The sequence below is a fragment of the Hyphomicrobium sp. DY-1 genome (assembly GCF_047497105.1).
Taxonomy (GTDB): Bacteria; Pseudomonadota; Alphaproteobacteria; order Rhizobiales; family Hyphomicrobiaceae; genus Hyphomicrobium_B.
On sequence record NZ_CP134870.1, the window covers coordinates 3,828,969 to 3,855,094 of the forward strand.

31 protein-coding genes are annotated in these 26,126 nt (G+C 62.8%); 5 read left to right on the forward strand and 26 right to left on the reverse strand.

Annotated elements, in window-relative coordinates:
* Positions 1–129: 129 nt before the first annotated feature.
* From RLW41_RS18585 to RLW41_RS18600, 4 genes are all read right to left on the reverse strand, one after another.
* Positions 130–711 (reverse strand): ATP-binding protein, encoded by a 582-nt coding sequence (locus tag RLW41_RS18585; RefSeq protein WP_414462428.1) that lies wholly within the window; start codon positions 709–711, stop codon positions 130–132.
* Positions 708–2,231: a GNAT family N-acetyltransferase gene (locus RLW41_RS18590; RefSeq protein WP_414462429.1), complete on the reverse strand. Its 1,524-nt coding sequence runs from the start codon at positions 2,229–2,231 to the stop codon at positions 708–710. The genes RLW41_RS18585 and RLW41_RS18590 overlap by 4 nt, the downstream gene beginning before the upstream one ends.
* The gene (locus RLW41_RS18595) at positions 2,206–3,006 is read right to left on the reverse strand and encodes a helix-turn-helix domain-containing protein (protein WP_414462430.1); all 801 of its coding nucleotides are present in this window, start codon (positions 3,004–3,006) and stop codon (positions 2,206–2,208) included. Before RLW41_RS18595 ends, RLW41_RS18590 begins: the two co-directional genes overlap by 26 nt.
* A 149-nt stretch (positions 3,007–3,155) precedes the next feature.
* Complete coding sequence (locus RLW41_RS18600) at positions 3,156–4,127, reverse strand: Fic family protein (RefSeq protein WP_414462431.1); 972 nt, start codon at positions 4,125–4,127, stop codon at positions 3,156–3,158.
* An 86-nt stretch (positions 4,128–4,213) separates the two neighbouring features.
* On the opposite strand from RLW41_RS18600, the gene RLW41_RS18605 reads away from it, so the two are divergent.
* Entirely contained in the window at positions 4,214–4,621 is a 408-nt protein-coding gene (locus RLW41_RS18605) for a DUF6527 family protein (protein WP_414462432.1), read from the forward strand.
* Between the two features lie 105 nt (positions 4,622–4,726).
* Here RLW41_RS18605 and RLW41_RS18610 read toward each other — a convergent pair whose 3' ends face one another.
* A complete protein-coding gene (locus RLW41_RS18610) occupies positions 4,727–5,116 on the reverse strand; it encodes a hypothetical protein (RefSeq protein ID WP_414462433.1) in 390 nt (129 codons plus the stop codon).
* A 77-nt stretch (positions 5,117–5,193) separates the two neighbouring features.
* Between RLW41_RS18610 and RLW41_RS18615 the strand changes: the two genes are divergently transcribed.
* Complete coding sequence (locus tag RLW41_RS18615; RefSeq protein WP_414462434.1) at positions 5,194–5,658, forward strand: hypothetical protein; 465 nt, start codon at positions 5,194–5,196, stop codon at positions 5,656–5,658.
* Positions 5,659–5,708: 50 nt separating this feature from the next.
* Here RLW41_RS18615 and RLW41_RS18620 read toward each other — a convergent pair whose 3' ends face one another.
* The 10 genes from RLW41_RS18620 to RLW41_RS18665 form a co-directional block, all read right to left on the reverse strand.
* The gene (locus tag RLW41_RS18620) at positions 5,709–7,724 is read right to left on the reverse strand and encodes a ParB/RepB/Spo0J family partition protein (protein ID WP_414462435.1); all 2,016 of its coding nucleotides are present in this window, start codon (positions 7,722–7,724) and stop codon (positions 5,709–5,711) included.
* 65 nt (positions 7,725–7,789) lie between these two features.
* A complete protein-coding gene (locus RLW41_RS18625; protein WP_414462436.1) occupies positions 7,790–8,197 on the reverse strand; it encodes a DUF2958 domain-containing protein in 408 nt (135 codons plus the stop codon).
* A gap of 126 nt (positions 8,198–8,323) precedes the next feature.
* Positions 8,324–9,262 (reverse strand): DUF2493 domain-containing protein, encoded by a 939-nt coding sequence (locus RLW41_RS18630; RefSeq protein ID WP_414462437.1) that lies wholly within the window; start codon positions 9,260–9,262, stop codon positions 8,324–8,326.
* Positions 9,263–9,580: 318 nt separating this feature from the next.
* Positions 9,581–10,603, reverse strand: coding sequence for a toprim domain-containing protein (locus tag RLW41_RS18635; RefSeq protein ID WP_414462438.1), 1,023 nt, complete (start codon positions 10,601–10,603; stop codon positions 9,581–9,583).
* Positions 10,604–10,616: 13 nt separating this feature from the next.
* The gene (locus RLW41_RS18640) at positions 10,617–14,939 is read right to left on the reverse strand and encodes a strawberry notch-like NTP hydrolase domain-containing protein (protein WP_414462439.1); all 4,323 of its coding nucleotides are present in this window, start codon (positions 14,937–14,939) and stop codon (positions 10,617–10,619) included.
* An 89-nt stretch (positions 14,940–15,028) separates the two neighbouring features.
* Positions 15,029–15,226 (reverse strand): hypothetical protein, encoded by a 198-nt coding sequence (locus RLW41_RS18645; protein ID WP_414462440.1) that lies wholly within the window; start codon positions 15,224–15,226, stop codon positions 15,029–15,031.
* The gene (locus tag RLW41_RS18650; protein ID WP_414462441.1) at positions 15,223–15,450 is read right to left on the reverse strand and encodes a hypothetical protein; all 228 of its coding nucleotides are present in this window, start codon (positions 15,448–15,450) and stop codon (positions 15,223–15,225) included. The genes RLW41_RS18645 and RLW41_RS18650 overlap by 4 nt, the downstream gene beginning before the upstream one ends.
* 28 nt (positions 15,451–15,478) lie before the next feature.
* Entirely contained in the window at positions 15,479–15,889 is a 411-nt protein-coding gene (locus RLW41_RS18655; protein WP_414462442.1) for a DUF3085 domain-containing protein, read from the reverse strand.
* A 34-nt stretch (positions 15,890–15,923) separates the two neighbouring features.
* Complete coding sequence (locus RLW41_RS18660; protein ID WP_414462443.1) at positions 15,924–16,178, reverse strand: hypothetical protein; 255 nt, start codon at positions 16,176–16,178, stop codon at positions 15,924–15,926.
* On the reverse strand, positions 16,175–16,420 hold the full coding sequence (locus tag RLW41_RS18665) for a hypothetical protein (RefSeq protein ID WP_414462444.1): 246 nt from the start codon (positions 16,418–16,420) through the stop codon (positions 16,175–16,177). The genes RLW41_RS18660 and RLW41_RS18665 overlap by 4 nt, the downstream gene beginning before the upstream one ends.
* 313 nt (positions 16,421–16,733) lie before the next feature.
* On the opposite strand from RLW41_RS18665, the gene RLW41_RS18670 reads away from it, so the two are divergent.
* The gene (locus RLW41_RS18670) at positions 16,734–17,465 is read left to right on the forward strand and encodes a glycosyltransferase family 2 protein (protein WP_414462445.1); all 732 of its coding nucleotides are present in this window, start codon (positions 16,734–16,736) and stop codon (positions 17,463–17,465) included.
* Between the two features lie 43 nt (positions 17,466–17,508).
* Here RLW41_RS18670 and RLW41_RS18675 read toward each other — a convergent pair whose 3' ends face one another.
* The 7 genes from RLW41_RS18675 to RLW41_RS18705 all read right to left on the reverse strand — a co-directional run bounded on the left by RLW41_RS18675 (position 17,509) and on the right by RLW41_RS18705 (position 20,818).
* Positions 17,509–18,024, reverse strand: coding sequence for a hypothetical protein (locus RLW41_RS18675; protein WP_414462446.1), 516 nt, complete (start codon positions 18,022–18,024; stop codon positions 17,509–17,511).
* Positions 18,021–18,440 carry a hypothetical protein gene (locus tag RLW41_RS18680; RefSeq protein WP_414462447.1) on the reverse strand — a complete coding sequence of 140 codons (420 nt, stop codon included), beginning with the start codon at positions 18,438–18,440 and terminating at the stop codon, positions 18,021–18,023. The genes RLW41_RS18675 and RLW41_RS18680 overlap by 4 nt, the downstream gene beginning before the upstream one ends.
* Complete coding sequence (locus RLW41_RS18685) at positions 18,437–18,640, reverse strand: hypothetical protein (protein ID WP_414462448.1); 204 nt, start codon at positions 18,638–18,640, stop codon at positions 18,437–18,439. Before RLW41_RS18685 ends, RLW41_RS18680 begins: the two co-directional genes overlap by 4 nt.
* Positions 18,637–18,804, reverse strand: a complete 168-nt coding sequence (locus tag RLW41_RS18690) for a hypothetical protein (protein ID WP_414462449.1) — start codon at positions 18,802–18,804, stop codon at positions 18,637–18,639. Before RLW41_RS18690 ends, RLW41_RS18685 begins: the two co-directional genes overlap by 4 nt.
* A 79-nt stretch (positions 18,805–18,883) precedes the next feature.
* The gene (locus RLW41_RS18695) at positions 18,884–19,486 is read right to left on the reverse strand and encodes a hypothetical protein (protein WP_414462450.1); all 603 of its coding nucleotides are present in this window, start codon (positions 19,484–19,486) and stop codon (positions 18,884–18,886) included.
* A gap of 158 nt (positions 19,487–19,644) precedes the next feature.
* Positions 19,645–19,935 carry a hypothetical protein gene (locus tag RLW41_RS18700; RefSeq protein ID WP_414462451.1) on the reverse strand — a complete coding sequence of 97 codons (291 nt, stop codon included), beginning with the start codon at positions 19,933–19,935 and terminating at the stop codon, positions 19,645–19,647.
* A 166-nt stretch (positions 19,936–20,101) separates the two neighbouring features.
* Entirely contained in the window at positions 20,102–20,818 is a 717-nt protein-coding gene (locus RLW41_RS18705; RefSeq protein WP_414462452.1) for a hypothetical protein, read from the reverse strand.
* 254 nt (positions 20,819–21,072) lie between these two features.
* Between RLW41_RS18705 and RLW41_RS18710 the strand changes: the two genes are divergently transcribed.
* On the forward strand, positions 21,073–21,411 hold the full coding sequence (locus tag RLW41_RS18710) for a primase-like DNA-binding domain-containing protein (RefSeq protein ID WP_414462453.1): 339 nt from the start codon (positions 21,073–21,075) through the stop codon (positions 21,409–21,411).
* A 3-nt stretch (positions 21,412–21,414) separates the two neighbouring features.
* The gene (locus tag RLW41_RS18715; RefSeq protein ID WP_414462454.1) at positions 21,415–21,834 is read left to right on the forward strand and encodes a hypothetical protein; all 420 of its coding nucleotides are present in this window, start codon (positions 21,415–21,417) and stop codon (positions 21,832–21,834) included.
* Here RLW41_RS18715 and RLW41_RS18720 read toward each other — a convergent pair.
* The 4 genes from RLW41_RS18720 to RLW41_RS18735 form a co-directional block, all read right to left on the reverse strand.
* On the reverse strand, positions 21,831–22,286 hold the full coding sequence (locus RLW41_RS18720) for a hypothetical protein (RefSeq protein ID WP_414462455.1): 456 nt from the start codon (positions 22,284–22,286) through the stop codon (positions 21,831–21,833). The genes RLW41_RS18715 and RLW41_RS18720 overlap by 4 nt on opposite strands.
* A gap of 123 nt (positions 22,287–22,409) precedes the next feature.
* On the reverse strand, positions 22,410–24,464 hold the full coding sequence (locus tag RLW41_RS18725; protein WP_414462456.1) for a type IV secretory system conjugative DNA transfer family protein: 2,055 nt from the start codon (positions 24,462–24,464) through the stop codon (positions 22,410–22,412).
* Positions 24,406–25,263 (reverse strand): protein phosphatase 2C domain-containing protein, encoded by an 858-nt coding sequence (locus tag RLW41_RS18730; RefSeq protein WP_414462457.1) that lies wholly within the window; start codon positions 25,261–25,263, stop codon positions 24,406–24,408. Before RLW41_RS18730 ends, RLW41_RS18725 begins: the two co-directional genes overlap by 59 nt.
* Positions 25,260–26,114 carry a vWA domain-containing protein gene (locus tag RLW41_RS18735; RefSeq protein WP_414462458.1) on the reverse strand — a complete coding sequence of 285 codons (855 nt, stop codon included), beginning with the start codon at positions 26,112–26,114 and terminating at the stop codon, positions 25,260–25,262. The genes RLW41_RS18730 and RLW41_RS18735 overlap by 4 nt, the downstream gene beginning before the upstream one ends.
* Positions 26,115–26,126 lie beyond the last annotated feature (12 nt).

The window sequence follows — 26,126 nt, forward strand, 5'->3', positions numbered from 1 at the left end:
GGAGATAGAGCAAGGGCGCCGACGCTTTTTCAGGCAATTCTACCTACGCTTGGCCCTCGATCATTGGATTGCTCAGCGAACTTTTCGCCATCTCCGCTAGGCGCGCTTTTCGACCTTCCGGTTCCCAGTCTACCTTGAAGATGAATATAAGTGCCCAGGCTCGGCTGCTTTAGCAAAAATTTCGATCAGTGCTTCTCGCTGGTGAGGTGTGAGCATGTGTAATGGCACGCCAAGATGTAGCGCTGCTTTGAACGCAGCCAAAACCGCCTGTTCTTGATGTTGCTCGAGTTCTAAAGCCGACCTCTGGGGGCGGTTTCGGGATTGGTCATCAGTCCGCCGGGAGAGAATGGCGTTTGGGTCATCGGCAACGAAAATGAATTGCGTTACGCCCACTGCGGCGAACACGCTGGGCTCGATGGTTATGAGCCCCAAAGGCGTATCGATGACGGTGTGGCCATCAAGGACAACAAGGGCATCTCCGGAATTTCTGGCAAGGCCGAAGCCTTCGACGAGCAGAGCCTGATTGTCGGCGATGTCGGCGGTTCGGAGTTCGTCGGATGCCACGGCCGCAGACGTCCGGCGTTCCTTGGCTTCCTTGATGAGGGCACTTGCTTGTAGGTGTTGAAACGTGAGGGTTTCAGCGGCCGCCCGAAGCAAGGTCGATTTGCCGACCCCGGAGATACCGACCAGCGCGATGATGGGCTGTGTCATGGCGTAAATCCAAGCCTTAAGCGTGGCAAAAGCAGAGCGAGGTGAGTCGGAGAAATCTTAAAGATGGATTGCGGTGGGTGGCCGCCGAAGATGCCGAGCTTTTTTAGCTCTTGGATGGTGATGGGCGGCTTGATGTAGCCCGCGAGCAGGTAGTTGATGACCTTCACCGGCTTGGTGGGGCTGGCCTCCCAGGCTTTGAGATCTTCCTCGCTGTAAACCGAGCGTCCGCCGGTCATCAGCATCAGGTCTTTGGTCGATTTCGCAATCTGGCAGTCTTCGAAGATGCCAACGGCAGTGATGGCTTGCGACGGCTCTCCTACCGACTTGCCTTTGTAGAAGAGCAGCAACGAGCCGGCGGCGCCGAGGTTGGATTGAGCGCGGCAGAGGTAAACCTTGCGGATGGTGTTGCCGGGCTGGCTTGATGCCGACAGCGAGCCGTCGAAAAGGCCAGGCTGCTGCTTCAGTTCCGGGTAGAGCGTGTCGTGATAGTCTTCCATGATTGGCACGCCGAACGCTTCCACCCCCGGGCCGGTGACGAAGCGAGGGTAACTCAGCCGGTCGAGATCAAAGTTGGAAACCCCTGTCTCTGGCAGCAACGGCGCCGTTGAGAAGGTCTTCTCGTAAATCAGCTCGCCGTCGGGTTTGGTGGCGGTGTGCTTGAAGCCGTAGAATTCCAACAGGTCGATGAGGGATACCTGGTCTTCAAAGGTTGTGAGGTAGACAAGGTCGTAGCGGTTGGCTTGGGCGAACCAGAAGATCTTCTTAAGGAAGAGTTCGCCGAGCTTCACCCCCCTCTTTTCGGGGCTCACCTTGAAGGTGCAGATTTTGAGGATCTTCTCGGCTTTGGTGGTGGCGTCGGTTTTTGAGGCAGGCTCATCCTTGCGCACGACAATGCCGGCAAGTCCGCCATCTTCGATGATCCAGCACGCGCGGCGTTCCCGGACACAACTATCCTTCCACCACTTATCGAACCCCGGGTAGCCATCGCGCAGGCTGTCAAAAATGGGGTCGGTCAGCTGGATTTCGTTGGCCTGTACCTCTTGGATATAACGAACGGGCGTAGCCAACGGCTCGTAGGTGGTCTTGAGCAGTTGAACGGCATCGGCCACGAACAAGACGCGGCGGCCGAGTTCGGGTGAATGCCGGCGGGCTCGGGCATGGAGTCTCCCATCCTCGGTGACGAGAAAGTCAGCAACACCTCGGACGAGCGCATCCAGCAGCGTACTATCGACGACGTCGTTGGGCTTCGGTAGCGGGCCGAAGTCCTTCTCAAGGGCCTCCTTGGTTAGCCCCCGGACTTTTTTGAGAATCTGGAACTTATCCAGCTTGCTGAGCGAAACCTTCCGGCGTTTCTCATTTTTGTCGCGATTGATGTCGTCCTTGGCCGCCTCGTGCACCAGGACATCAACTTTATGCTTGGCGGCGGTCGCGAGAAGCGCAGCGAAGGCAGGTTGCACTGCTTTATGATCTTCGAGGCCGATGATGACGTTCGTATCAATAAGATACGCTTGAGAACTCATCCCTGAGGGCCTTTTTGAGCATCGGCGAGGCGTAATGGAAGGATTGGGGAGGTTGGAAACCGAACCGGTCTCGGAGCTCAGAAAGAGCGAGGGGGCGGGGTAGCGGCTGTACATTGGCGAAATGCAGGGCAAAGCCTTCTGCTAAGCCATTAAAATAGGAGTCAAAATCTGCCCGCTTAATAACGGCCGGTTTTGAATATTTGCGCCAGATTTGCGAGATTGGCAGCTTGGTCACGTCGGCGATCTCGGCGCGGGCGACCAAGGCTCTGATAGGCGAGGTGGAGTAAATATAGACGACGGTACCTGGGGCAGCGGTCAACGGGAACCGCCGCCGGAGCTCCACCGTTTTGGTGCCCTCCATGATCTTGTTTGTATACTGAGGATGGATGCTCAGTACCAAATCCTTCGTCGAAGGAGTGTCATCACCAAATATCGGGAAGACAAGCTGGTTCCCATCGCCCAGCGTTTCAAATGGTAGATGAAATTGATCCGCAGTGGATTGGCTCGTGGGGAACTTCGCTTCAATGCTCAGTGTGGCACCAAGGGCCTCAACATAGCGGCGAAGAAGTCGAACTGGGACATCTCCATCCTTTTCAATTCCCACGATGGCGCTGAGGGCGAGCTTCAGCCTAGCTCCCATTTGCTTTGGTGTAACGCCAGCAGCTTCACGCAGCTTCCTGAGGGACTGGCCTATGACATGCCCGGTGTCAGTCGATCCGAGCTGAACGGCTCGGACGACCTTGCTGGGCTTTGTCACGGTGTTTTTTTTTCTCATGGCTCCAAGGTAACTGAACCGCCGATTCCCGGCAACGCGCACCTGTCGCTGGGCCTAAAAGGGAGGCGTTCGGGTGTGTTTTCAATGATTCAGGTTGGCGTGGTGACGATCCGGTAGTGTTGTCCCTTTAAGCTGGCCCTCTCTCATCATTAGCCTTTAGACCATACTTTCTGCCAAGCCTTGAACTCCGACGGCAGGATCTTGTAGGGGGCGATGTTTCCCTCATGAAGCGCCAGCAGTTCGGTTTCCACCGTCTCGATGAAGCGGGTCCGGTCCGCCGCGCGCACGTCGGCGGCACGGCTGTCGATCAGTTCCTTCGCCCGCGCTTGCCCCAGCGGCCCGCGCACGACGTCCCCCACCGTGCCCAGGATGAGGGTGCGGTAGCGCACGCGGAACGGGTCAGGTTGCCCCAGCGTGTGCCTTAGCAAGGCGTACTGGTTGGCGGAGCGTTCATATGCCCAGATGAAGACGTCCTTCAGCAGGTCCACGTTGTTGAACTCGTACACACCCAACATGCCGTTAATGTAGGTCTGTTCCGGCACGTCGATGAACGACAACGGCGACAGGTTGCGGTTGAGGAAGGGGATGTTGGCGGCGAGCCGAGACACGCGCTTGTTCACGTCCTCGAACGGTTGAAGATACGGCAGGTGGACCAGCGCGAAAAACGATTGCTCGTAGGGGTCCTTGATTGCCGAGGCCTTGGCGAGGATGGCGTCGAAGGTCTCCTCGATCTGCGCGGGCACCGCCAGCGGTGTGTAAGCCGAGCCCCCGATGGACACCCCGATGTTGCGGATGCGGCCCGCCGCGCGGGGATTGGCCAGTAGACCCTCCGCCAGCAAGGCATGCAGGTTGAGGATGGTATAGCGGTTGAAGGTTTGCGGCTCCGTCGCGGTCACCAGGAATTCGATGGCGTTCTTGTGATTGAGGATCATCTGCGCGTCCTGCATCGACTTGCCCGCCGCCACCTTGCCGAAGGCAATCAGGCGCTGCGTGTCGAGCAGGCTGTAGGTGTTCCCCTCGAGGCGGCTGGAGTTCCAAGAGAGGTCCACCAGCAACCGGTTGAGGATGTTGCGCGCGTGAATGCCTTGAACGCCGTCCTGGCGATCATCCGCTTCAAACAACTGCGGGGCTTTTATTTCAGTGGCGCGACATGGTGCAATCTGCTGTTCGAGCTGGGCGAAACGAAAACCTTCAGCGAGCCGCAGCCGTGAGAACGTCCACGCTCGTGCTCAACCGCGTGACGTTCCTCCCCAAGGAACTCTCGGCGGGCGTCCTGTACGTCTCCGAAGAATACAAGGTAGCAGGCCATCTTTGCGCTTGTGGCTGTGGGAACAAGGTCATCGTGCCCTCGGGGCCTGCGGAATGGTCCTTCTACCAACGCAACGGACGCCCCACGGTGCGCCCGTCGATCGGAAACTGGCAGCTTCCCTGCCGATCTCACTACCTCATCACCGACGGAAATATTCATTGGGCCGGGCAATGGTCCGAAGCGCAGATCCTCGCCGGACGTCAGGCAGAGCAGACTCGGCGAGAAGCCCATTACGCTTCGTTGAAGCGCGGTTTCTGGCAGCGCGTGTGGGACTTCATCCGAAACATTTTTGACGGTTCGAAATAAGTCTTTGAAGCATGGATGATATATAACATCTATTCGATTCGACTTCCCGCCCGCAATTAGACAACAGCAGCGACAAGATGAATGTGGACGGCTTTCGGGGCGGTATCAGAAGTCGCGGGCGTCGGCGGGTTTGACCGCAACCGTTGTCGCCGGAACAAAGCTCGCGGGGTCGTGGAGGCAATTCCCGCAGGCGCCATGGCACAGGCCGTTGTCGGTGCCCATGCAGTGGTGGGTTTCGCAGGTGTGGCAGAACCAGGTGGCCCACGAGGTGGGCGGTTTCGCGTTGGTGCCGCAGCACGGACAGGTGAAGGAGGAGCTGTCAATCCGCGTGATCGGCTGCGAGGGAAGCGGGGGCCGTCCTTGGCCGAAAGCCCCGCCGGGTTCGATCTTGGCAGCGCCTTTGAACGTGAGAGTGCCTTCCCTCAGCGTTGCCACGATGAGGAATGGCTGGCGGGTTTTCGAACAGTAGCCGTGAAAACGGATGTGCTGGTCCATGGAGCCCCCTCGTCTTTGCTCCTGGTTAGCGTGAAACCCCATCGGCTAGATTTCGTCGTTTGATGAAGTTGGGCGGGATGACTGTGGATGCACGGAGGCGCGTGGTTGTGTTGGAGGGCATTGATTGGTGGCTTGAGGAGATGACCGTGGCGACCGGACGTAAGATGAAGCCGTTCGGCATTTACCCCGAGACGGAGCTGGTGCTGGAGGAATACCCGCAGCACCCGATGATGGGGAGCATGGCGCTGGTGCTTGTGCACGAGGGCGAGGAAATGACGGTGGCGACCGTGAACCTGTTCCCCGAATGCCCAAAGCTACTTGCCGAGAACGAGGTGTGGCTGAAGGGCTGGGGGGAGAATGAAGGCGTGCCCGCTGCGTTGGAAAGAGCCGGGTTGGTCACGCGCACGGGGGAAAAAATGCGGACGGGATTTGCGGAAGCGGAATTGGCGGTGGTGAGCGACGATGTGATGGCGATGTGGCGCGAAGCCCACCCCGAGACCGAGGAAGAGGACACGGACGAGTGGGAGGTTGGTCCGTTCTGAAATAAAAAAAGCCGCTTCCCGTGAAGGAAGCGGCTGGTGGCGGGGACCGTTCAGCAGGCGGCGGCATCTGGGGCTTCGGCCTCGTCGGCGAGGAATGCCGGAAGGGCCGTCGCATCCGGGGGCGGCGCGTCAGCGGCAACCTGTGGGCTGCGCAGCGGCGCGGGAAGCCAGCCAGTGCCCGCGAGCAGCCGTTCGGCTTCCATGGCCATGCCGTCCTTTTTCATGCCCTCGATGAGGTGAGCGGTGTGGTCGCCCTTGGCTTCGCGCACGGCCTCGACGATGTGGCCCTTGCTGACGCGCATGAAGTAGTTCTCGGCGGTCGGGGCCCAACCGGCCGCGACCATGTGCATACCGAGTGTGTTCTGGAGCTTGCCGGCATGGGCGATCTCCGCCTTGCGCGGGTTATAGCGCTCGCGCACGGCGTTGATGGTTGAGGCGGCGCAGTAGGCGAACAGCTGCTCGCAGTCTTGCTTGGTAAGGGAGAACAACGCCTCCCACAGGTTGCGGGGGTCTTCGGGCAGCAGGGCCTTGAGTTCGGCGCGGCGGGCGTCGAGCTGCTTCTTGGGAGCCCAGCCTTCGAGTCCGGGTGCCCTGGAGGGGACCACGTCGTTGGAGTTGATCTGGAAGCAGCTGTTGAAGCTCGCGTGGTAGAACCGCGCCAGGCACATGACGTGGAGCACGCCGATGAAGGCGACACGAAAGTCCTTCATCGTGGCTTGCTGCAAGGCAACGGTGCGGAACTCGGTGAGGTCCTGCACGAGCGCGTCCGACAGCGGCTTGCCATGCTCGATGTCGTCCTCGGCGGCGGGAGCGGCAAGGGTGTCGCCGGTGTCCTCGTCGTCGTCGGTTTCGGTGTCACCGGCCTTGGGCATGTCCTCGGGGCGGACGAAGCCGTAGTCGATGTCGAGGCTTCCATCGTGGTCGAGGGCGATGAAGACACCGGCGCGCTTCATTTCCTTCTTGCGGAAGGTGGGTGTCGGTTCCTCGATGGCGCTGATCGCCGCGTCGATTTCCTCGGTGCGGGCCTGAACATGCTCGGGGTCGGCATCCTCGTCGTTCTCCAAGGCGTCGCGTTCTTCTTCGAGTTCCTTGAGGCGGGCCTTGGCATCGGCGGAGAGCTTGACCTCCAGCGGCGTGATGCGCGGGAGGCGCTTTTCGGTATGGGGGACGTCGATGGCGGCTTCGGCCCATTTCCATCCCGCCTTCAACATGCCGTCGCGGACGGTGGCGAGTTTTTCATCGACCAGCCGGTTCAAGAGGTCGGCGTCTTGAAGGAAACCGGCGCTTGCCTCGTTGAACAGGTCGCCCATCACCTGGCCGCCGGCGTCGCGGTAGGCGTCGAGGCCCACGAACACGGCGCGGCGGTCGTCGGCGCGGACGGTGCTTTCCGTGAGCATGGCGCGGATTTGGTGCTCGGTGCGGTTCCATTCCTGCATCTGCATGATGCGCTCGAAAGCGTCTTCCTGGCGGGCGGCGTCATCGATGACGCAGAAGGCCATCAGCTGCTTGAGGTTGATCTCGTCGGCCACGTAGGCGTCGAGCAGCTTCGGGCTGGCGTTGGAAAGGCGGAGGCGTTGTTTCACCACCAGCGGGGTCGTGCGGTAGGCGGCCGCGATGTCCACCTCGGTCATGCCCTTTTCCGCCATCGCCTTGAAGGCGTGGAATTCGTCGACGGGGTGCATGCCCTCGCGCATGACGTTTTCGGTGAGGCTGTCGTTTTCGGCGACGCCATCAGGCTTGATGATGCACGGGATGAGGGCATCGGGCGCGATGCGCTTCTGCTTGAGGAGCTTTTGCAGGGCGCGCAGGCGTCGGCCACCGGCCTTGATTTCATAGAGCTCGACACCATCGACGTTGCCGCAGGGCTGAAGCAGCAGACTTTGCAGCAGGCCCTTGAGGGCGATGTCCTCGGCGAGGTCGTCGATGGCGTTCTCGTCGTAGATCTTGCGCACGTTGGACGCGCTGAGGATCAGCTGGTTCAGGGGTACGTCGCGCGTGGGGTAGAGCGGGACTTGGGGTTTAGAATCCGCGCGGGTCTTCGGGGCGGTTTGGGTTCGTGCAGCCATGGGGCTTGTCTCCTTTGTGGATGGGCGACGGGCGAGCGGGAGCCTTTCTCCCGCCCGGTTGATCGTCACCCTTGGAGCCCCTCTCCTCTTTCTCTCGCTCCCTGGTCGGGCGGCAGCTGGACGATGCTGCCGGCGCGGACGGCGGCGGCGTGGTAGTTGGACAGTGACCCGCGCGCGCGCCAGTAGATGTCGCGCTCGATGCCGAGGCCGAGGCGTCCCTTGTAGGCGATGAGTTCGGTGAGGTTGATTTCGCCCATCTCCGGGAAGCCCATGCCGAGGTCGGCAAGGCCGAAGGCAACGGCGTGGTTGGTGTCCGGGATGATTTCGGTGAGGAGCCAGGTCGAGGCGCCGATGGGGTCGAAGAGTTTGCAGACGGGCCAGAGGTCGCGTTCGGCGGCCGTACCTTTGACACGGGCCTGGGCGTCGCCGTTGGCGATGAGCTGGTCGAGGATGGCTTTGGTGAAAAGTTTCATGGGGGAGGTCTCCTGTTGCGGTGAACGACCGGGGCCTCTTCGGCGGGCGCCGGTTCGTCGAAACGCCCCTTCCCTTTCCCTCTCGAAGCCGTGAAAGGCGGCGCTCGCGCGCCGCCGTCGGCGGTGTCAGTCCGCCTTCTTGCGGCCGGTGCGGTCGAGAAGCCGGATACCAAGCTTCTTGGCTTTGTCGGCGAGATTGTAGTTGATGCCGTTGCCCGGGTAGACGATGACCCCGATCGGGTTGGCTTGCAGCATGCGGTCGTTGCGCTTGAAGGGCGCGGATTTGTCGTCCTTGCTGGTCGCCATGGGGCGGAACGCGACCACGGGGACGCCGCGGTTGGCTGCCCAGCTTTCGGCGATGCGGTCGGCGCCGCGGCGGTTGGCGGAGTGTCCGAGCACCATCTGCGGATGGTTGGCGCGGATGGCGTCGAGGTCGCGGAAGATGCCGTCGATGTCGTTGCAGTCCTGGCCGCCGGAGAAGAGGACCAGCTCGCCGGGCGGGATGAGGACGTTGGTTTCGGCGTAGCGCTTGGCGGAGAGGAAGTCCTTGCTGTCGATGAGGGCGGCGGTTTGGGTCCGGTGGTTGACCATCGATTTGGTGCGGGGGCGCCAGACCGAACCGGTGAGGTCCTGGAAGGCGGCGGCGGCAAGGTCACGCATCTGTTCGAAGGCGTCGCGGCGCTCGGTGAGGGCGCGGCCCTTGTCGATGAGGCTTTCAAGCTCGACCGACATCACCTCGGAGCCGTCTTGCTGCTCTTGCGCGTCGCGCTGGCGGGTTTCGTTGTCGTGGAGGAAGCGCTGCACGCGGTCGACTTTGCGGTGGATGATGTCGACCAGCGACCAGGCGAGATCCTCGATGTCCGGTTCCAGAGCGGTGTCGGCGAACGGTTCGGCGATGGCCGCGAGGAGGGCGGCGGCGGCGGCGTTGAGGGTCTCGGCGTCGGGCATCGGCCGGGGGTCGGGTTCATTGTAGCCCGGCGTGTAGCCGTAGAGGTCGAGGCCGTCCATGACGCGCGCGGTGGCGGTGCTGGAGGGATAGCCGGTGCGGGAGGGTGAGTGGGACATGGGTTGTCTTTCCGTTGTTTCGGAGAGCACCGGCGCCCATCGCCGGCCTTTCCGGCGAGCCTTTGGCCGGAGGCAGGACCGGGCAGCACCGCGCCCTCTTGGGCGCGGCCGGAACAGCGTGGAGGACGGCAAGCCGGGGACTTTTTTGTTTCGCGATGCAAAGCCCGGCGAAGCCGGGCGGCGGAAAAAAGTCACCGGACGCCGTTGCGCCCTAGGGCCGCCTCTGGCCCACTCGCCGCTTTTAAAGGCCGGGGGTGACGGATCACCCCGCCACTCGGAAGTGGACACCGTCCTTCCCGCTTCCCCCGGTGCCTCCGGTCATTTCGCCGGGAGATAGGAACGGTCCTCCTCGGCGAGCTGCGGCAGTAGCCGGCCACGGACCTGATGAATCTTGTCGCTGGCAAGGTCGCTGTTCCAATCGTCCAGCCGCGACGCGAGGGTGAAGACGCGGACGTCCTGGTTTTGGGCCGCGAAGATGAGGCGCTCGGTGGCGGACCGCCCGGCGTGGTTGGCTTCCATGGCGACGTAGAGGCGTTTCAGCGATCGCGGCAACCGGAGGGCGCCGAGATGGGATGCCGATGAAGCCGCCGCCATCGGCATGCGGGGCATCAGGGATTTGAGCGCCAGCACGGTTTCAACGCCTTCTCCCACGGCCATGACGTCGTCGGCGGCATCAAAGCGCACGGCGTGCCCGAGAATGTTGCCCATCGACAGCTTGGGTTCGGGAAGCGGGGCTTTGGTCTTGCCGTCATCCGACAGGTAGATGCGCAAAAGGCCGGTGATGTCGCCGTCGAGGGAGGTGACCCCGGCGATGAGCGCAGGGAGTTTCTGCAGCGTGGCGGAGTCGTTGCCCCGGTAATAGCAACCGGGGTGATAGCGCAACGACGGGAAATCCAGCGCGGTGGTGATGGCGCGGGCGCGAAGATAGGTCTCGGCCGGTGTGCCCTTGATGGGGGATGACGCCTTGAACAGGCGGCGCGCGGCTTCCGAGCTGTTGCGTGGCGCCGGGGCCGTTGATGGCCGGGCGATGTGGCGCGGTTCGGACAGGAACGCGAGGACCTCGTCGCGGATGTCGTCATGGCTTGCGAGGTTGCGGTTGAGGGCGATGAGGTCGAGGAGGTCGCCGTGCTCGCCGGTCGCCGCGTCGGTCCACTTGCCCGCCGCGCCGTGGCCGTAGCTTGGCCCGACCAGGCGGACCCACATGGATTGGCCGGGTTCGTTGTGGACGTTGCCGACGATCCAGTAGCGGCCGTTCTTCTTGCCATTGGACAGATAGTAGGCGCACACCGCTTCGACATGGGCGGACAGTTTCTCCGAGAGCTGGCGGAAGGTCTGGTTCATGGTCATCCTCCCTTCAGTTGACGGCCGGGTATTTGGCGAGCAGGCGGGCAAGGACCTGTTGGGACTCGGCGTTGATCGGAACGAACAGGCGGGTCTTCCAGCTGATCACCTCGGTGAAAAGCCCCATGGCCTTGAGCAGGGGCAGCGCGTCGGCATCGAAGTTCTGCAGCTCGACGCGGGATTCGCGCATCACCGTGACCTTGAGGAGGCGTTGTTTGGATTCGAGCTTGACGATCCTGCCGTCCATCACCCGTTGCCAAATTTCGCCCTGGTTGAGCGGTGGTGAGGTTGGCGTCTCGAAGGCGCTGAGGCAGTCCGGGGGCACCAAGCGTCCGATGATGCGCTCGCCGTTCTCGGCGGTGAACCGGTAGACGCGCGGGTTGTCGAACGGCATGCGTTTCCAGATGGGCAGCAGGAGGCCGGTGATGATGTGGAAGCGGCTTTCCTTGAATTCAGGGACGGCCGCAACTTCGTTGGTCCACAAGCGGTCGAAGGTTTGCTCGTCGCAGGGTTCCCACGCGGTTTCAGCGATCTCGTCGCGGCCGATGGCTTGGTCTTCCATCGGGCGCAGCAGCATCACGCGTTTCTGCACGGTGCCGTCGGGTTTGGTGAGGCTGGACCACGGGATTTCGATGGCGGCGCGGCCGGAGCGGGTGTTGGCAAGTCGGCGCGTGGATGGCGCTTGCAGGGCCGTCACGGCGTCCTCGCGCGAGCGCGGCCGGTTGCGTTCCTTCTGCGCCACTTCAAGGATTTCGGTGGCGGCGTTGGCGCTCGCCGATGTGGCGATGATCTTGCGGCCGGTGATGGTGAGCTTTTCGGCGGTGATGGTCTCCAATCCGACTTCAAAGGTTCCTGCCGCAATGGCGCTTTCCACATTGGCGGCGATGAGGTTCTCGAAGGTTTCAAAGAGCTGGTTCTGGAGGCCGATCTCGAGCGCAAGCACACGGTTGAGGAAGCGGTGGATTGGGGGAAGCTCGTCGAGAAGGCGTCCTTGGCGGGTGGTGAGCGCCAGTCCCGTCGCTTCAACAAAACGCTTGAGGGAGCAGCAAGCGATCTTGCCCTCGAAAATCAGGACGTAGAAGGTCCGGAGCGCTTCGCGGGCATAGGTGTTTTCAAGGCTGTCGCTCGCTTTGAAAAGGCCATGGCCGCCGGTCTTGCGTTCGCCGCGCGTGATGGCGCCAAGGGAGTCGAGGCGGCGCGCGATGGTGGAGAGGAAGCGTTTCTCGCCGCGCACGTTGGTGGTGACCGGGCGGAAGCGGGGCGGCGCGGCCTGGTTGGTGCGGTTGGTGCGGCCGAGGCCTTGGACGGCGGTGTCGGCTTTCCATCCGCCTTCGAGCAGGTAGTGGATACGCTGGCGCTGGTTCTTGGCACCAAGGTCGGCGTGGTAGCTGCGCCCGGTGCCGCCGGCATCGGAGAAGACCAGGACGCGCTTGAGGTCGTCCATGAAGGCTTGGGTTTCGCCAAGGTTGGCGGTCGAGGGGCGGGATTCGACGGCCAGGACGTCGCCGCGCGGGGTGGAGCGCTTGACGATGCGGCGCGAGCGGCCGGTGACCTCGGCGACCATGTCGGTGCCGAAGTGCTGGATGAGCTGGTCGAGGCCGGACTGCACCGGGGGAAGCGCCGCGATATGTTCGATCATGGCATCGCGGCGGGCCACAGCCTCGCGGCACTGCACCGGGTTTCCTGCGTTATCGAAGACGGGGCGGCAGCATTCGTTGCCTTCGTCGTCGGTGTAGACTTCCTGCAGCTGGGTGGGGAATGAGTGCTTGAGGTAGTCGAGCACGTATTCACGCGGGGTGACATCGACGGAGAGGTCGTTCCATTCGCCGGGCGGGATTTCGGCCAGGCGGCGGTCCATCAAGGCTTCGGACGTGGAGACCAGCTGCACCACGGCGGCATCGCCGCGGTCGAGGTCGTCCTGGATGGCGGTGATCAGCGTCGGCAGTTTCATGCCGGTGATGAGGTGCTGGAAGAAGCGTTGCTTGGAGGATTCGAACATCGACATGATGGCCGACTTGGCACGTGAATCGCGGGCCTTCCCTTCCTCGTCGTCGATGTTCAGGGCTTCCAGCGCGGCGGTGAGGTTGGCGTGGATTTTCTGATAGGCACCCGCATAGGTGTCGTAGATCTTGATCTGCGCGGGTGTCAGCGTGTGTTCCAGCATGTCGACTTCCACGCCCTCATACGAGAGTGAGCGCGACACGTAGAGGCCAAGCGCCTTGAGGTCGCGGGCCAGGACTTCCGCCGAGGCGATGCCGCCCTGGTGCATGGCGGTGACGAAGGCTTCCCGCGTCTCGAACGGAAGGTCGTTGGAACCCCAAAGCCCAAGCCGTTCGGCATAGGCGAGGTTTTCGATGACGGTGGCGCCGGTGGCGGAGACGTAGACGATGCGGGCGTGCGGCAGCCGGCGTTGCAGCTGGAGGCCCTTGATGCCCTGTTGGGACCCTTTTTGGGCGCCGCGTTCGGTGCGCGAAGGGGCGGCGTTGCCCATGGCGTGGGCTTCATCGAACACGATGACGCCGTCGAAATCCCGTCCCAGCCAATCGACCAGCTGGTCGACCCGGGCGTGGTTGTCGTCGCTCTCTGAGCGCAGGGTGGCGTAGGTGGTGAACAGGACGCCCTCGTGGAGGGCGATGGGTTTACCGGGTTTGTAGCGCCACTGCGGGACGACCTGCAGCTTCTCTTGAAGCAGCGCCGACCAGTCGCGCTGGGCGTCTTCGAGGAGTTCGTCGGATTTCGAGATCCACAGCGCCCGGCGGCGCCCTTTCAGCCAGTTGTCGAGGATGATGCCGGCGACCTGGCGCCCCTTCCCCGCACCAGTGCCGTCGCCGATGAAGAAGCCGCGCCGGTAGCGGATGGCGCCGGGTTCATTCTCCCACGCGGCCTTGAGGCGGAAGGTGTCGGGATCGAGCTGCCAGCTGCCGGCGAGGAAACCGGAGTGCGCTTCACCGGCGTAGATCACGGTTTCGAGCTGCGCGTCCGACAGCAGGCCGTCGGTGACGATGGCGGGAAGGAGGTGGGGGCGGTAAGTCGGTTTGGGCGGCACCACCGAGGCCATGGCGGCCGATTGCACGAGCTTGGTCGGGTGCGGGTGGGCGCCGGGGATGACGATGCGCTCGGGCACATAGGGTTCATACAACGCATCGGTGCTGGCGCGGGGGGCGGGCGCATCGACCACGTCGTAGGACAGCTCGATGCCGGAGGGCAGGACGGGCGCGGCCGGCGCCAACGCCCGAGTGGGTTGCAAGGAAGGCGTCGCCACCGTGGTGTGTGCGGCGGGCGGAACGAGATGCGCGAACAGCGGTGTCACCGGCGGGCGCGCCGGCAGATGGTCGTGCAGCATGGAGAGCAGTTCGCGGGGGCCGCCGCCTTGGAAGCGCATGTGCTGGTAGCTGTGGAGGTGCGGCTCGGAATCCTTGTCGATGACGGTGAGGCGCGTGGCCATGTTGGTGCCGTGGCGTTTGAAGGAACCGGCATGCAGGGCGAAGGTGAAGACCACGCGGCCCCCCATTTCGGCGATGCGGGCGAGCTTGTCGGCATGCTCGGGGGAGAAGGGATTGAGGCCGCAGCTTGTGATGGCCACCAGCCGTCCGCCATCTGAAAGACGGGCCAGCGCGGAGCGCATGTGGCGGAAGTCGACGCCGGCATGGGTGCCTGTGACGTTGGGCGCGGCGGAAAACGGCGGGTTCATCAGCACGACGGATGGGTTCAAGCCTTCGGGCAAACGGTCATGGATGTGCTCGCCGTTGAAACGGGTGAGCGCGGCTGAGGGAAAAAGCCCGTCGAGGATGTCGGCGCGGCCGTCGCTGAGTTCGTTGAGGATAAGCCGGGCGCCGTGGGCCTCGGCGAAGATGGCGAGCTGGCCGGTGCCGGCGGAAGGTTCAAGGACGACATCGCGGTCGGTGATGGCGGCGGCATGGGCGACAAGATAGGCAAGCTCCAGCGGGGTCGAGAACTGCTGCAGCTCCTGGCTTTCTTCGCTGCGGCGGGTGTGGGTGGGAAGGAGGGCACCGAGCTTCTCCAGCATGGTGAGGAGCTGATCGGGGCTTTTGGCGCCGCGCGTCATGGCGGGGAGGTAGTGGCGCAGGAATAGGGCCTGGGCGATTTCAACCGCCTCGTAGGCGTCCTTCCACACCCACGCGCCGGAGGCGTCGGAATTGCCAATGGCGGCTTCCATCGCGGCCCGCAGCAAACGCGCGTCAAGGGCCTGACCGTTCACAAGCGATTTCAGGAGCGTTTTGGCGGCGGCGATGAGGTGGGATGCGATGGGAGGGGAGGAAACGACGGAAACAGGCGGGCAGGCGTCGCTAACGGCGACGGGCAGGGATGGGGTCATGGGAAAGCTCCTCGGCTGATTGGGGCCGGGTGGGACCTCGCCTCTCGAGACCCCTTCCGGCTCGGCCGAAGGCCCCTTCCCTTTGGCTCTCAGCTACCGGGGCTGGATGCTCGGTCATGGATGTTAGCCAGGAAGACCACCCCGGCGATTTCGGCGATAACGCCCTCGTCGGGGCGCGTGGCCATGTAGGCGTTGGCGTCATCGGCGGTTGTGAAGATGGCGGTGACGCGGATCTCGCGGCCGAGGGCGCGGATCGTAACGGTGTGCTCGTCGGCGATGACCGTCATGGTGCGTCTCCCTTGGATATCCGGGCAAGACGGGCAAGCGCGTCCTTGGCCTCGGCGCGGATTTCGATGATGCGGTCGACCGCATCGGCGCCGGAGAGGTCCTCGTCGCCGTCCAGCTCGGGAAACTCCTTATCGATGCGGGTGAGGACGGCTTCCATCCGGTTGAAGATGTCTTGGTAGAGGTCGGGTTTGTCCAAGAGTGTCGGCGGGGTGGGGGTTGGCATGGTGTGTCTCCTGTTGTGTTGAGGCGGGTTAGGAGCGCTTGCTCTTGCGCCGCTCGGTGAAGATGGCGATGTTGTTGCCCTGGAATTCGATCACGAGGTGGGTGGGGTCGTTCTTGCGGTAGGCGACGATGTCGGCGAGCGGGAAGAACTCGACGCCGTCATCACCGCCGAACGAGGCGCGCTTGTTATTCCACCATTCCTCGAAGGGCAGCTTGGTGGGGTCGCATTCGGCGGCGTAGACGACGACGTGCTTGTCGCCCTCGCGGCGCTTGGAATTGACCTCGCCGTCGGTGGTGTTGGCCATCAGGTAGACGCCTTGGTCGCCGACAAGCCAAAGGCCCTTGCCGGTCTTTTCGCCGTAGAGCGGGCGCGCGGTGGTCGCGGTGATGACTTCGGTGAGGAGCTTCTCGATGTCGCTCCAGGGGAAATGCAGTTTCATGGGCGGTTTCCGTGGTGGGGTTGTCGTTGAGGGGTCAGTGGCGGCTGAGGCGTGCGACCGCGTCGATGGCGTCCTCGATGTCGGTGCGGGCGGCGGTAAGCCGCCGCAGGGCGGTTTCCGCGTCCTCGCACTCTTCGGCGTCGGACAGTTCGATCATGAGGAAGCGGAACAGGGTATCGCCGCACTGGTCGATGCTGTGCCGCCAGTCGGGGTCGTCGGCGTAGTGATTAAAATCGCCGCCGCCGTAAGCTTTGCAGACGACGCGTTGCGAGGCGTTCATGGCGGTCATTGTTCGACCCCCACGCTTCGGATGCCGTCGCTGTGGTGCCAAGGGATAGCGCCGGGTTTGGGGTTGTCGGTCGGGACGTGAAGCATGTCATGCGGGGTGTCGTCGGTTTCGTAGTAGGCGCACCAGAAGGCCGTGGCCTCGTCCGGCGATGTGGCCCAGCACAAGAGGTCGCGGTTGTGGTCAACGCTTGGGTTGTCGGCAACGAAGTAGAGCGTGAGGCTTGTTGGAGGTGGGGTGGGCATGGGGACATCCTTTCCGGGTGCCCGGCCTCACGCATGGATACCTCTCTGGTTACCAGCTGGCCGGTCCCTCAGCCGCTCCCCCTCTCTTTCTCTGATCTCGGGCCGCATGGCGTAAAGCACCGTGGCCCGCTGGCTGTGCCGCAAGCGCCGGCGCACCGATCGTCACCCGGACGGGCGGAGACGCATCCTTCATGCGGCTCCGGCCGCCCGCGCTTTCAAAAAGCGCGCAAGGCGGCTAGAGCGGGGCCCGCGCGGAACGCGCGGGGCGCCCCATATGGCTTCCGAGAACCGCACCCCTAGCTAGGACATCCTCATGGGCAAGATCAGCATCATCACCCCTACGGAAAACCGCGAGGCTTTTCTCCCGGCGATTTGGGACTGCGTCAAAAGCCAGAGCATTCAGGACTTCGAATGGCTCATCCACGACGGCTCGCCCCAACCGTCCGTCGCCCTTTCTGCGATCACCGACCCGCGCGTCCGCTACATTCACAGCACCCAGCCGATGAGCCTGGGCGCCAAGCGGAATGTTCTGGTGGGCAGCGCTGTCGGCGACACCATCATCCACATGGACGACGACGACTATTACGCGCCCGAATACATCGAGGCGATGCTGACGCTGCTGGTCCAAAGCAACGCGGACATCGTCAAGCTGTACGGCTTCTATCTTTACCACCAGGCCAGCCAGCGTTTCGCCTACTGGGATCTGGAGCATACGTTCCCGTTCCATTACCTCCTGCATCCTCGCCGGCCGGACACGCCTGTCGGGCTGCGAATGGTGGGGGCGAAGGAAGCGTGGGGATACGGCTTCAGCTACGTCTATCACCGGCGGGTTTGGGACAAGCGCAAATTTCCGGATCAGGGACACGGCGAGGACCAGGTGTTTGCCGATGCAGCGATCGCGGAGTTCCGCCACGCCGGGATGCAGGACCGCCAGCAACTCGCCGTCCACGTCATCCATACGAGCAACACGTCGGTGTCATTCCCGCAGCAACTGCTGCCGGCGGATTTTCACCAGACGTACTTCCAGGGCTTCGTTGTGCCGTAAGCGCAGGTCGTCGTCGAGGGCGGCTAGCAGCGCGGTTGGGGCGTTACATCCGGTGTTCGTCCTCCTCTTCCGAGGAGGTGTCGGCCTCGAGGGGTAGCCCGCACCGGCACCAAACGCTGCCGCAGCCGTGGCATGGCTGGATGGCGTTGATTTCATCCTCATAGGGTTCGAAGGGTTGGCTCTGGGCGTAGGCGATGCCGGGGTTGATGTCCGCCGGGGCGTTGTCCCGGCTTGGCGCCTCACCGGCATAATCGGGAAACGCTGCGGTCGCGGCCGCCTTTTCTCGATCGGAATAATCGGCCGCCAAGAGTCTGCGCACGGCGCGGGCGCAGCGGAGGTCGTCAATGACGGCGACCACCATGTCCTTGCCGTGATCGCGCGCGGCAACGAGCTTCTTAGCATCGCCGATGTCGAGCAGCATCGGTTCGGCGGCGATGGCGACGCGCACGTCGGGAGGAAATTGGTCGATGCAGGGTTTTCCATTCCACTCGGGGGAATAGGCGACGGTCACTCGTCCCCGGCCGTCGGTTTTGTAGACCACGCCGCGGCGGTAGGTCATCGGCCCATCTCCTCTTCGTCGTCCTGTTCGTCAGCGTAGGGGTGGTCGGCGGTGAGGTCCGGCATCATCGCGGCCATGTTGCGCATGTGCAGCCACGGGTGGTTCGCATCCCCGCCGCCGGTGTGAAGCATGGCCGTGTAGGTGTTCTCAGCCGCCATCAGCCGTTCGGCGCGGCCGCAGAGAATGTCGTCGCGGACGGCGGCGAGCATGTCCGTGGAGATGAGATCGGCGGCGCGCAGCTTCGTCAATTCTTCCGGACGGCAGGAGAGCGCGTGGGCGGCTTCGACCACCGTGCGTACGTGTTTTGGAAAGGTCCTAAAACCCATCTCGCCGTTCCACGCGGGGTTGAGGGCGATGGTGAGTACGTTGTCGTCGTCATAGGTGTAGGTCACGTTGCGGGACACTTCGGTTCTCATCGGCCCATCTCCTGATCGTCCTCGTCCTCGAACAGCGGGTGGCCGTCGGCATCGAAGATGCGGCAGGTGGTGACGTCTGACGGCCGCTGCTCGCGCTCGGCGTAGATCTTGCCGACGGCGCTTTGGAATTCGGTCTTGCTGATGTCGCCGCGCAGGTATTCGCGTTCGACGGCGGCGATGGCGCTGTCGGTCGGTGTCATCGCCCCATCTCCTGCTGGCGGAGAAGGATGTCGAGCTGGCGGCGTTTTGCCATGTAGAGTTTCTTGATGCGGCCCATGCGGATGGTCTGGATGCGCTGAAGGGTACGTTTGCGGGCCATCTGGTAAAGCTTCTCCTGGCGGGCGCGGAACTGTTTCTCGGTCATCGTCTGATCTCCAAAAAGGAATAAGAAAAAAGGGAGCCGGTGGTCCGGCTCCCTGGTCGTCGCGTGAGCCGGGGTGGGCTTACATGGTGCGTTCTTCTTCCTCTTCTTGGTCGCTGTCGGGTGCGCGGGCATGACCGTGGCGCGCCGGCGGGTCGACGTCCGGCATTTGCCCGCCCATGTCCTTCTCCATACGCGGTTCCCATTTTTGGACGTCACCGGTCATCATCAGGTCGTTCTGCTTGTCGGTCCCCATCCACGAGCCGATGGAGAGGAGCGGTTCGCCGTTGCCGGGGTTGGCGTAACCGAAATAGTTCGGCTGCTTGGGGTTCTTGTCGCGGTTGGGGTTTAAAAACAGCACGACGTCGTTGGGCTTGATCTTCATCGGCTCGCGGTTGTCCTTCATCGCCATCTCGACGGTGTAGTCCTGTTGCGGGGCCGAGTTGGCATAGAGCGCCATCTGGTCTTCGGCGCTGAGGCCTGTTCCAAGGCGGCCGGTGAGGACGCCCGGCAGGCTTCCGGTTTCTTTCCCCGTGTAGTGCGGCCAAAGCGATACCGTGCGCTCGGTTGTGGATCCCGGCGGCAGGAGTTTGCCGGTGAGCAAGGGTCGTTTGTCACCGGGCTCCTTCGCCTTGTTGAGGAAGGCGCGGAAGCGGAGCGGATTGTCGGAGGTCTTCGTTGTCATGGATGGTCCTCATGGGGGCGGCGAACCGCCGTTGAACACCGGGCCAGTCGCCGCGGCGTTCAAGATAAGGAACATCGAAAAACCCTTGTGCAATCGATGTTTTTGACGTGTGGGGGTAGAGCGGGGAAGTGAGGGGAAGCGGGTGGGGAGCGTGACTATCACGTTTTCGTGTGGCGTTGATGGTCACGTCGCGGTGTGCGGATGGTTCCGCGAATCGCGTTGCTCCGGTCGACGGCATAGCCACCGCCACGGACATTGAAATCGCTGGGGCTGCTGGTTTCGGCGGGCTGCATGAAGCAACTGCTGCCGCGTTCTTGTTTGCCATAGCGCCATTCGTAGGCCTGCTGGGAGAGCGGCTCATTGGGCTGTGTGACTGGGCGAGTTAGGCATTGGGGTGAGTGTCCGGAGCCCGAGAAGTTGCTGATCTTGTCGGCAAGATCGGGGCTCACTTCGTCCGTATAGGAGGTCAGGAGATCGCGGGCGTTCTGTACACGCTGGAGGGGGCCCTCGAGTCTGGGGGGTTCTGTAACCAGCAGCAGGATAGAGCAGGATCCCGGGAAGATTCGCCGTTATGAAGAGACGGCCCCGTAGGGCCGTCCATCCAGCGGCAAAGGCTTAACGCCCGCCGCGACGACCCTTGCCGGATTTGGGCTCTTGGCCAAAGGGCACGATGTCGGTGTCTTCGCCGGTGCGCCCTTCGCCACGGGCGTCCATCTCGGCGATGTCGCGTTCCATTTGGGCGAGGTCCTCGGCGCTCATGCTGAAGTCCGGCGTGTCGGAGGGTTCGATACCCGGCGCCGCTTCGCGTTCGAGCGGGAACTGGGTTTTGCCGCCGATGAAGAAGTAGCCTTCCTTGTCCTGGTGGTTCCAGCCGCCGACCTCGATGAGTTGGCCGTTGTGGTTCCAGTAGCCGTAGTAGTCGGAGGGCTTGGTGGGCTCGCCCTTGGCGTTGAACTTCACTTTGCCGTCCTTGGGCTTTTTGTGCTCCTCGGCCTTTTCGAAGAGGACGACCTGGCCCGGGCGCAGCGGCTTGTTGTTCTTGCCGTAGAAGACCGTCTTGGAGGTATCGGCCTGCGCGGCGATGGCGTCGGATTGCTCCTGGCGGGACATCTTCGGCGAGATGAGGTCGGCACTGCCACCGAGCACCTTGAGCTTCTGGATGCTGCCGTCGCTCTTGTTGGTGTAGTCGTATTCGTTCGAGTAGAGGCCGGCGCGGAAGGTCATGTCGGTGCCGGGGACGGCGAGCTTGGCGAAGTAGTGCGGCTTGCCCTCGGCGGCATAGCGGCGCGGGTTGGCAGTGAAGTTGCCTTCAAGGCGTACGGGTTGGTCCATGGCGTCGTCTTTCTTTGGTTGGACGCCGCAAGAGTCCCCTAAAGGGGGAAGGGTACACAACTGGTATGCACAGCGATTGGGCGAAAAAGCATACACAGCGCATGCGCGGCGCATACACATCCAAAGGACTTTCCCGAGAAATCCGCCGCGACTTCATCAAATGACGAAGCCGGACGTGTGGACGGCATGTGCCGTCGGATTGACCAGCTCCCGTGCCCTGTCGACACTTCGCCGGATTACCGGGGAGTGCGGTCATGGCGTGGTCTATGCGGAAAAAGGTTGTGGCGGTTCCCGAGAAAAAGTCCGCCGGCGTTGAGGTTGTCCCGGAACCGCCCGCGACGCTTGAAAAGCGCGTTGGGTGGTGCATGGCGCTGTTTGCGGATGATTGCCTGGTCGAGGATGCGGCCGGGTTGGCGAGCATCACGGCGATCTGGGAGGCGTATCGGCGCTGGTGCGCCGACGAGGGATTAGCGCCCCTCGCCTATTCGACGTTCGTGGAAGAGTTCGGGGGGTTCGCGGTGGATGTGGGGATGCCGCGCCGGCAGGTCGGCGGCAACGTGGTGTTTCCGACGGTCAAGACGCGAGGGGAATGATCTATGGGGTGGTCGTCGAAGGTCAAGGAGGCGGCACGGGTACGGGGAGAAACCATGGTGCTGGCGCCTGGGCTTGATCGCGCGTTGCTGGCGCAGGAGCGGTTGCTTGGCCGTGTCGAGGAACCTTACGACAAAACGAAGGCCGAAGTTGAACTGAAGATGGCGCTGGGGTCGTTTAAGGGCAAGGTGCAGGTCCCCGGCGGCTTTGCGCCATGGGCGCAACTCGAGAAGGCAATCGAGGCGGCGCAACAGCAGGAGCAGGCGGCGCGGATCGACCCAGCACCAGCAACGGAACCCGGAAAGCTCGCCGACACCGAGGCTGTGAAGACCAAATTGGTGAACGATGTCATCGTGCAGATTTTCCGTGAAGAAGAAAGCGGGCGCGACGACGAAGAGGAAGACGAGCAGGCGATGGGGCGTTAACGCGCGCTCCAGCCTTCAAGGTAGAGGGCGACTTCGGTTTCGGTAAGCGGGTTATCCCTGAGTTTCATCCCCGGGAGGCGCGCAATCGCGGTGTCGGTTGCTTCGGGCGACACGAGCGCGGAATTCGCCAGTGCCCAGCGGGTGGCGTGGCGCGCGAAATCGGGTAGGCTGACGGTTTCCGCACCCGCGCGGGCATGAAGGTCCCCGACATCGACGCTGTCCCCCTGATCGTGGGTGACGGTGACGTGGGCGACGATGTGGTGCAGGCTGCGGCCCATCAGGATGGAGCTTCTGGGGGTAATGGCGCCATCGCGCGCCAGTTCCCGTATCCGCCTCTGCCAGGGATCGACGTGGACCTCGACAAAACCGGCGAGGTCGTGGTCGTCGGCATCATGAAGCGGAAGGATCTCCTTCGGTTTTAGCGTTCCGTAAAGCTCGTCGACGATCGACACATGAGGGGCTTTCCTCGTGCCGGAATCATGCGCCGGGCGGCGAAGGGAGGCAACGTCGCTAACTTACGGAAAGATTGGAGATGAGCTAGTTGGATTGGGGAGTCTGATGAGAAAAACGGGTGCTCACGGCATTGACGCGGGCTTCACCACGGGCGTTGGCAGGAACATCGCCTTGTCGGTTTGCCAGGCGTATTTCTTGTCGAGGGACATCGGGGTTTCGCCGCGCGAGGTGACGATGATCTTGTCCTTGAAGGGACGGCCCATCAGTTCGGCGGCATCGGCCAGCGGCTTCTCGACGCCACTCAAGAGGTCTTTGGCGCGGCCGAGGTTGGGCTCGATCATCTTGGCTGCCTGGTTGTCGGGCTGGAGGAAACAGCGCACGCGGCAGGCATCGACGACGCCCTCGTAGCGGTCACGGCCGAAGGCTTCGGAAAGCTGCCCAAGCGATTGTGCGAACATCCAGAGGCGAAGGCCGGCGCTTCGGCCGACGTCCTGGAGTTCAAGGATGGATGTGAAGTTTCCAAGTTGGGGCATTTCGTCGAGGAAGAAGGTGATTGGTTTTTCCCCGGGCTTCATTTGCATCTTCTGCATTGTGCGGGAGTGCTGCACCAGCATGGCGCGGATGACGGGCGCGTAGGCTTTGAGTTCGGCCGGCGACAGGCAGATGTAGAGCGACGTTCCCGGCCGGGTGCGGAAGTATTCGGGCCGCCAGTCGCTGGTCGCCATCGCGGCGGCCATGCGTGGACCTCGGTTGAAGATGTTGACGAACCGCCGGGCGTTGTCGAGCACGGATTCGAAGCGGTCCTTGGAATTGACGCCGGAGCGGATGGCGTGGGCGGTCAGCGCCATTTCGGTGACGCCGGTTTTTTGGCCGAGATCGTCCATGATGTCGGCGAGCCTCAGGATGTCGGAACCTGCGATTTTGTTTGGGGGGGTGGCTAGCAACTCGGCGAGACCCTGCACGGTGCGTATCTTGCCGGACCCATTGAGTGCGATGACCATGGCGTAGGCCCACATCATGTCGCGGCCGCGGTTGGTCCAATAGGGGTCCGTGAGGTTGGGATTGTCCTCGATGACCTGCAACGAGAAGATGGTGCATTCGTTGGCGGCGTCGTCGGGTGATTTGGGGATGAAGTCGAACGGATTGTAGCGGTGGGTGGCGCCGTTGGGGTCAGTGGGGGCGAAGCGGTAGACCGGGCCGAAGTGTTTGGCGCGGTAACCGGCGGTGAGGTTCCAAAGCTCTCCCTTGACGTCGAGGATGATGGCGCTGCCTTCGTGGCGTAACAGGTTGGGGATGACTTGCGCCTGGCTTTTGCCGGAACCCGGGCCACCCACCGTGATGAGGCTTTCGGCATCGGAATAGTAGACGGGCTTCTGGCTAACAGGTTCATAGCCCACGATGACGGAGGTGGGTGTGGGCGCTGTGGTGTAGAAGGCGCTGGTGGCGAGGTCGGCTTCGGTCATCCAATGGGCGCCGGGCGACAGGATTTTGTTCAGTACTGGCGTGGTGGCGAAGGCTTGGGATTTGGCGGCCTGGCTGATGACCTGCGCCGCGTTGGCATAGACTGCGGTGAGTTCGGTGTGTTGGGATCGGAAGAAATCGACGAGAAGCTTTTGCATCTCGCCGATGCGGGTTCTGTCGCGGATGTTTTCGGTCGGTTGTGGAATGGCTTCGCCCCCGTTGTGGACGATAAGAGCGAAGAAGTTGCCCCAATCGTCGGGGTCGCAGAGATGTCGGGCGACGAGCTGGGCAAGGCCGCGCATCAGCTGGCGTTCTTTGTCGTTGAGGCTGATGGCGGCGCGGCTGATTTCGAAATTGAAGATGTCGTTGAAAGCGCCTTGGAGTTTAGCGCGGTATTTGCGTTTGGCGTGACCGTGCTTGAGGGCGTCGCCGAAGTTGCCGATTGAGGAGGAGCCTTTGATGTTGAAGATGATGGCGGCGAATTCAAAGGCGGAAGGTTTTTCCGGCTCGTAATGGGCGCGGATGAATTCTTCGAGCCGGTCCCGGCCCAAGGCGACGATGAGGTCTCCGACCGGTAGGCAAAACCGAGCCGCCGGGTCGGTTAGCATTTCCTCCATCGTGGTAACGAAGGACGTCGTTGTGTAGTCGCCGGGGTTTCTAAGTGGGTGGCGCAAGATTTTGGGGTGGGCGATAGGCGATGAGGATGGTGCGGTCATCTTTGTTCTCCGCCGGCTCTTTTTCCATGTAGAAGGTCATGACGTTGCACACGAGCAGCGGTCCCCAGCTGCCCAGCACGTCGTTGATGGCGTTGGGGTAGGCGGGGTCGAACTCGTAGGTGTCGGGGCCCACCTCGTCGGTGAAGAAATTCTGGCCGCCGTCGGTCGCGAGGTAGACGCCGTCGACGGCGGGATTGCGGGTTTCGTTGGACGCCACCACGTCGTGCCATTTGGGCTCGATGAGCGACCAGGTTTCGTCGGAAGCGCCCGATTGCTTCGGGGTGCAGAATGGGCTCATGCGGCGGACGGCCTTGCCGTCGGTTCCGGGGTGGGTGGTGGTGATGGCGATGCTGGAATCGCCGATCGATGCCGTGATGATATGGTCGCCGTCGATGAGCGTCGCCGCAAGGGTGCAGGCGTACTCGCAAACCGGGTGCCCCAGTTGCTTGGCAAGGGCGTGCAGTTCGCCGTGTGCGAAGCCGATGGCCTCAAAGAGCAGCTTGCGGGACGCGGCGGCGCCGTTGGTGATTTTGGCCCCGAGATAGTGTTCGATCGCGTGGCAAGCCAGACGGCTCGCATCATGGGAATACTGGGCCGTGCTGACGCCGTCGGCCAGCACCAGCCATGACACCGTTCCGGCGCCGCCCACGGTGTGGCTGTCTTCGATGGGCTCGGCCTTTCGGAAGTGGCGGACCCCTTGCTGGGCCGCGCGGATGAGGATCCACGGCGGCCGCCATGCCGTTTCCACGCGCTGCATCGGTGTGAGGTCGTAGCGCGGCGGCAGTTCAAGAATACTCATGCGCGGGCAGCAGCCTCCCCGATGCGCACTTTGGTTTTCTTGTCGGCGGTTTCGTTGCGGGCCGCGTCGAGCGCCTGGGAGGCGGAGAGGTTCTTCGTGATCTTGGTGATGACCACGGTGATCAGTTTGACTAACTCCTGGAAGGTGTGGATTTCGCTGCCCATCTCGTAGACGGACTTGTCGCCGGACAGTTCGGCGAGAAGCTGCTTGCCGGACATTTTGGCGGTGCCGGTATCGACCCAATCGGCGAGCAGGCCCTTGGGCGAGATGAAGTTCAAAAGCGTGGCGTACTTCTTTTCGACGTTGGCGCGGCCGTCGATTTGGGTCAGCCGGGATTTGATTTCGTTCCAGCGGGCGTCCCCGGGTTTCATGTCGGTGGGTGCGCCGTCGGTGAGGTGCAGGACGTGCGGCATGCCGAAGGGGATCTTGTGCTTGGCATCCCGGTAATACCTGAGGCGCTCGGCAACCTTTTCGAGCGCGGCTTCGAGCCCCTTGCCGGTGGCCGTGCCGTTCAGGGGCTGCAGGGGCGTGAGGCTGGCGGGGAGGTTTTCGACTGTCGACCAGTCGAGGAGCTGCATCACGTTGTCGGAATAGGCGAGGATGGCGACGTCGACCTGCTCAACGTGTTGGGCCAGCTCCGATGACGGGGTGGGCTTTTTGAGGATGTCGAGTAGCGTGGCGATGGCCTGGTTGATGTGGTCGATGTCGGGATCAGGAGGCAAACCTGTGGAGCCCGACACGTCGATCAGGAAGACGAAGGGAAAGCGTTTCACCCCCATCTTGTTGGCCTTGACGTTGCCGGCCCCTGGAAGGCCGGTGTTGTTGCCGAGGATGTCGACGATTTTGCTCATAAAGCGTTCTCC

Excerpts from the sequence above, each read along its gene's own strand:
- RLW41_RS18730 (WP_414462457.1), bottom strand. The coding sequence starts at position 25,263 with ATGAGTATTCTTGAACTGCCGCCGCGCTACGACCTCACACCGATGCAG.
- RLW41_RS18665 (WP_414462444.1), bottom strand. The coding sequence starts at position 16,420 with ATGCCCACCCCACCTCCAACAAGCCTCACGCTCTACTTCGTTGCCGAC.
- RLW41_RS18725 (WP_414462456.1), bottom strand. The coding sequence starts at position 24,464 with ATGACCGCACCATCCTCATCGCCTATCGCCCACCCCAAAATCTTGCGC.
- RLW41_RS18650 (WP_414462441.1), bottom strand. The coding sequence starts at position 15,450 with ATGCCAACCCCCACCCCGCCGACACTCTTGGACAAACCCGACCTCTAC.
- RLW41_RS18675 (WP_414462446.1), bottom strand. The coding sequence starts at position 18,024 with ATGACCTACCGCCGCGGCGTGGTCTACAAAACCGACGGCCGGGGACGA.
- RLW41_RS18645 (WP_414462440.1), bottom strand. The coding sequence starts at position 15,226 with ATGACGGTCATCGCCGACGAGCACACCGTTACGATCCGCGCCCTCGGC.
- RLW41_RS18685 (WP_414462448.1), bottom strand. The coding sequence starts at position 18,640 with ATGACACCGACCGACAGCGCCATCGCCGCCGTCGAACGCGAATACCTG.
- RLW41_RS18620 (WP_414462435.1), bottom strand. The coding sequence starts at position 7,724 with ATGGCTGCACGAACCCAAACCGCCCCGAAGACCCGCGCGGATTCTAAA.
- RLW41_RS18590 (WP_414462429.1), bottom strand. The coding sequence starts at position 2,231 with ATGAGTTCTCAAGCGTATCTTATTGATACGAACGTCATCATCGGCCTC.
- RLW41_RS18670 (WP_414462445.1), top strand. The coding sequence starts at position 16,734 with ATGGGCAAGATCAGCATCATCACCCCTACGGAAAACCGCGAGGCTTTT.
- RLW41_RS18715 (WP_414462454.1), top strand. The coding sequence starts at position 21,415 with ATGGGGTGGTCGTCGAAGGTCAAGGAGGCGGCACGGGTACGGGGAGAA.
- RLW41_RS18635 (WP_414462438.1), bottom strand. The coding sequence starts at position 10,603 with ATGAACCAGACCTTCCGCCAGCTCTCGGAGAAACTGTCCGCCCATGTC.
- RLW41_RS18690 (WP_414462449.1), bottom strand. The coding sequence starts at position 18,804 with ATGACCGAGAAACAGTTCCGCGCCCGCCAGGAGAAGCTTTACCAGATG.
- RLW41_RS18710 (WP_414462453.1), top strand. The coding sequence starts at position 21,073 with ATGGCGTGGTCTATGCGGAAAAAGGTTGTGGCGGTTCCCGAGAAAAAG.
- RLW41_RS18595 (WP_414462430.1), bottom strand. The coding sequence starts at position 3,006 with ATGAGAAAAAAAAACACCGTGACAAAGCCCAGCAAGGTCGTCCGAGCC.
- RLW41_RS18610 (WP_414462433.1), bottom strand. The coding sequence starts at position 5,116 with ATGGACCAGCACATCCGTTTTCACGGCTACTGTTCGAAAACCCGCCAG.
- RLW41_RS18660 (WP_414462443.1), bottom strand. The coding sequence starts at position 16,178 with ATGACCGCCATGAACGCCTCGCAACGCGTCGTCTGCAAAGCTTACGGC.
- RLW41_RS18625 (WP_414462436.1), bottom strand. The coding sequence starts at position 8,197 with ATGAAACTTTTCACCAAAGCCATCCTCGACCAGCTCATCGCCAACGGC.
- RLW41_RS18585 (WP_414462428.1), bottom strand. The coding sequence starts at position 711 with ATGACACAGCCCATCATCGCGCTGGTCGGTATCTCCGGGGTCGGCAAA.
- RLW41_RS18695 (WP_414462450.1), bottom strand. The coding sequence starts at position 19,486 with ATGACAACGAAGACCTCCGACAATCCGCTCCGCTTCCGCGCCTTCCTC.
- RLW41_RS18680 (WP_414462447.1), bottom strand. The coding sequence starts at position 18,440 with ATGAGAACCGAAGTGTCCCGCAACGTGACCTACACCTATGACGACGAC.
- RLW41_RS18630 (WP_414462437.1), bottom strand. The coding sequence starts at position 9,262 with ATGTCCCACTCACCCTCCCGCACCGGCTATCCCTCCAGCACCGCCACC.
- RLW41_RS18615 (WP_414462434.1), top strand. The coding sequence starts at position 5,194 with ATGACTGTGGATGCACGGAGGCGCGTGGTTGTGTTGGAGGGCATTGAT.
- RLW41_RS18655 (WP_414462442.1), bottom strand. The coding sequence starts at position 15,889 with ATGAAACTGCATTTCCCCTGGAGCGACATCGAGAAGCTCCTCACCGAA.
- RLW41_RS18735 (WP_414462458.1), bottom strand. The coding sequence starts at position 26,114 with ATGAGCAAAATCGTCGACATCCTCGGCAACAACACCGGCCTTCCAGGG.
- RLW41_RS18705 (WP_414462452.1), bottom strand. The coding sequence starts at position 20,818 with ATGGACCAACCCGTACGCCTTGAAGGCAACTTCACTGCCAACCCGCGC.
- RLW41_RS18640 (WP_414462439.1), bottom strand. The coding sequence starts at position 14,939 with ATGACCCCATCCCTGCCCGTCGCCGTTAGCGACGCCTGCCCGCCTGTT.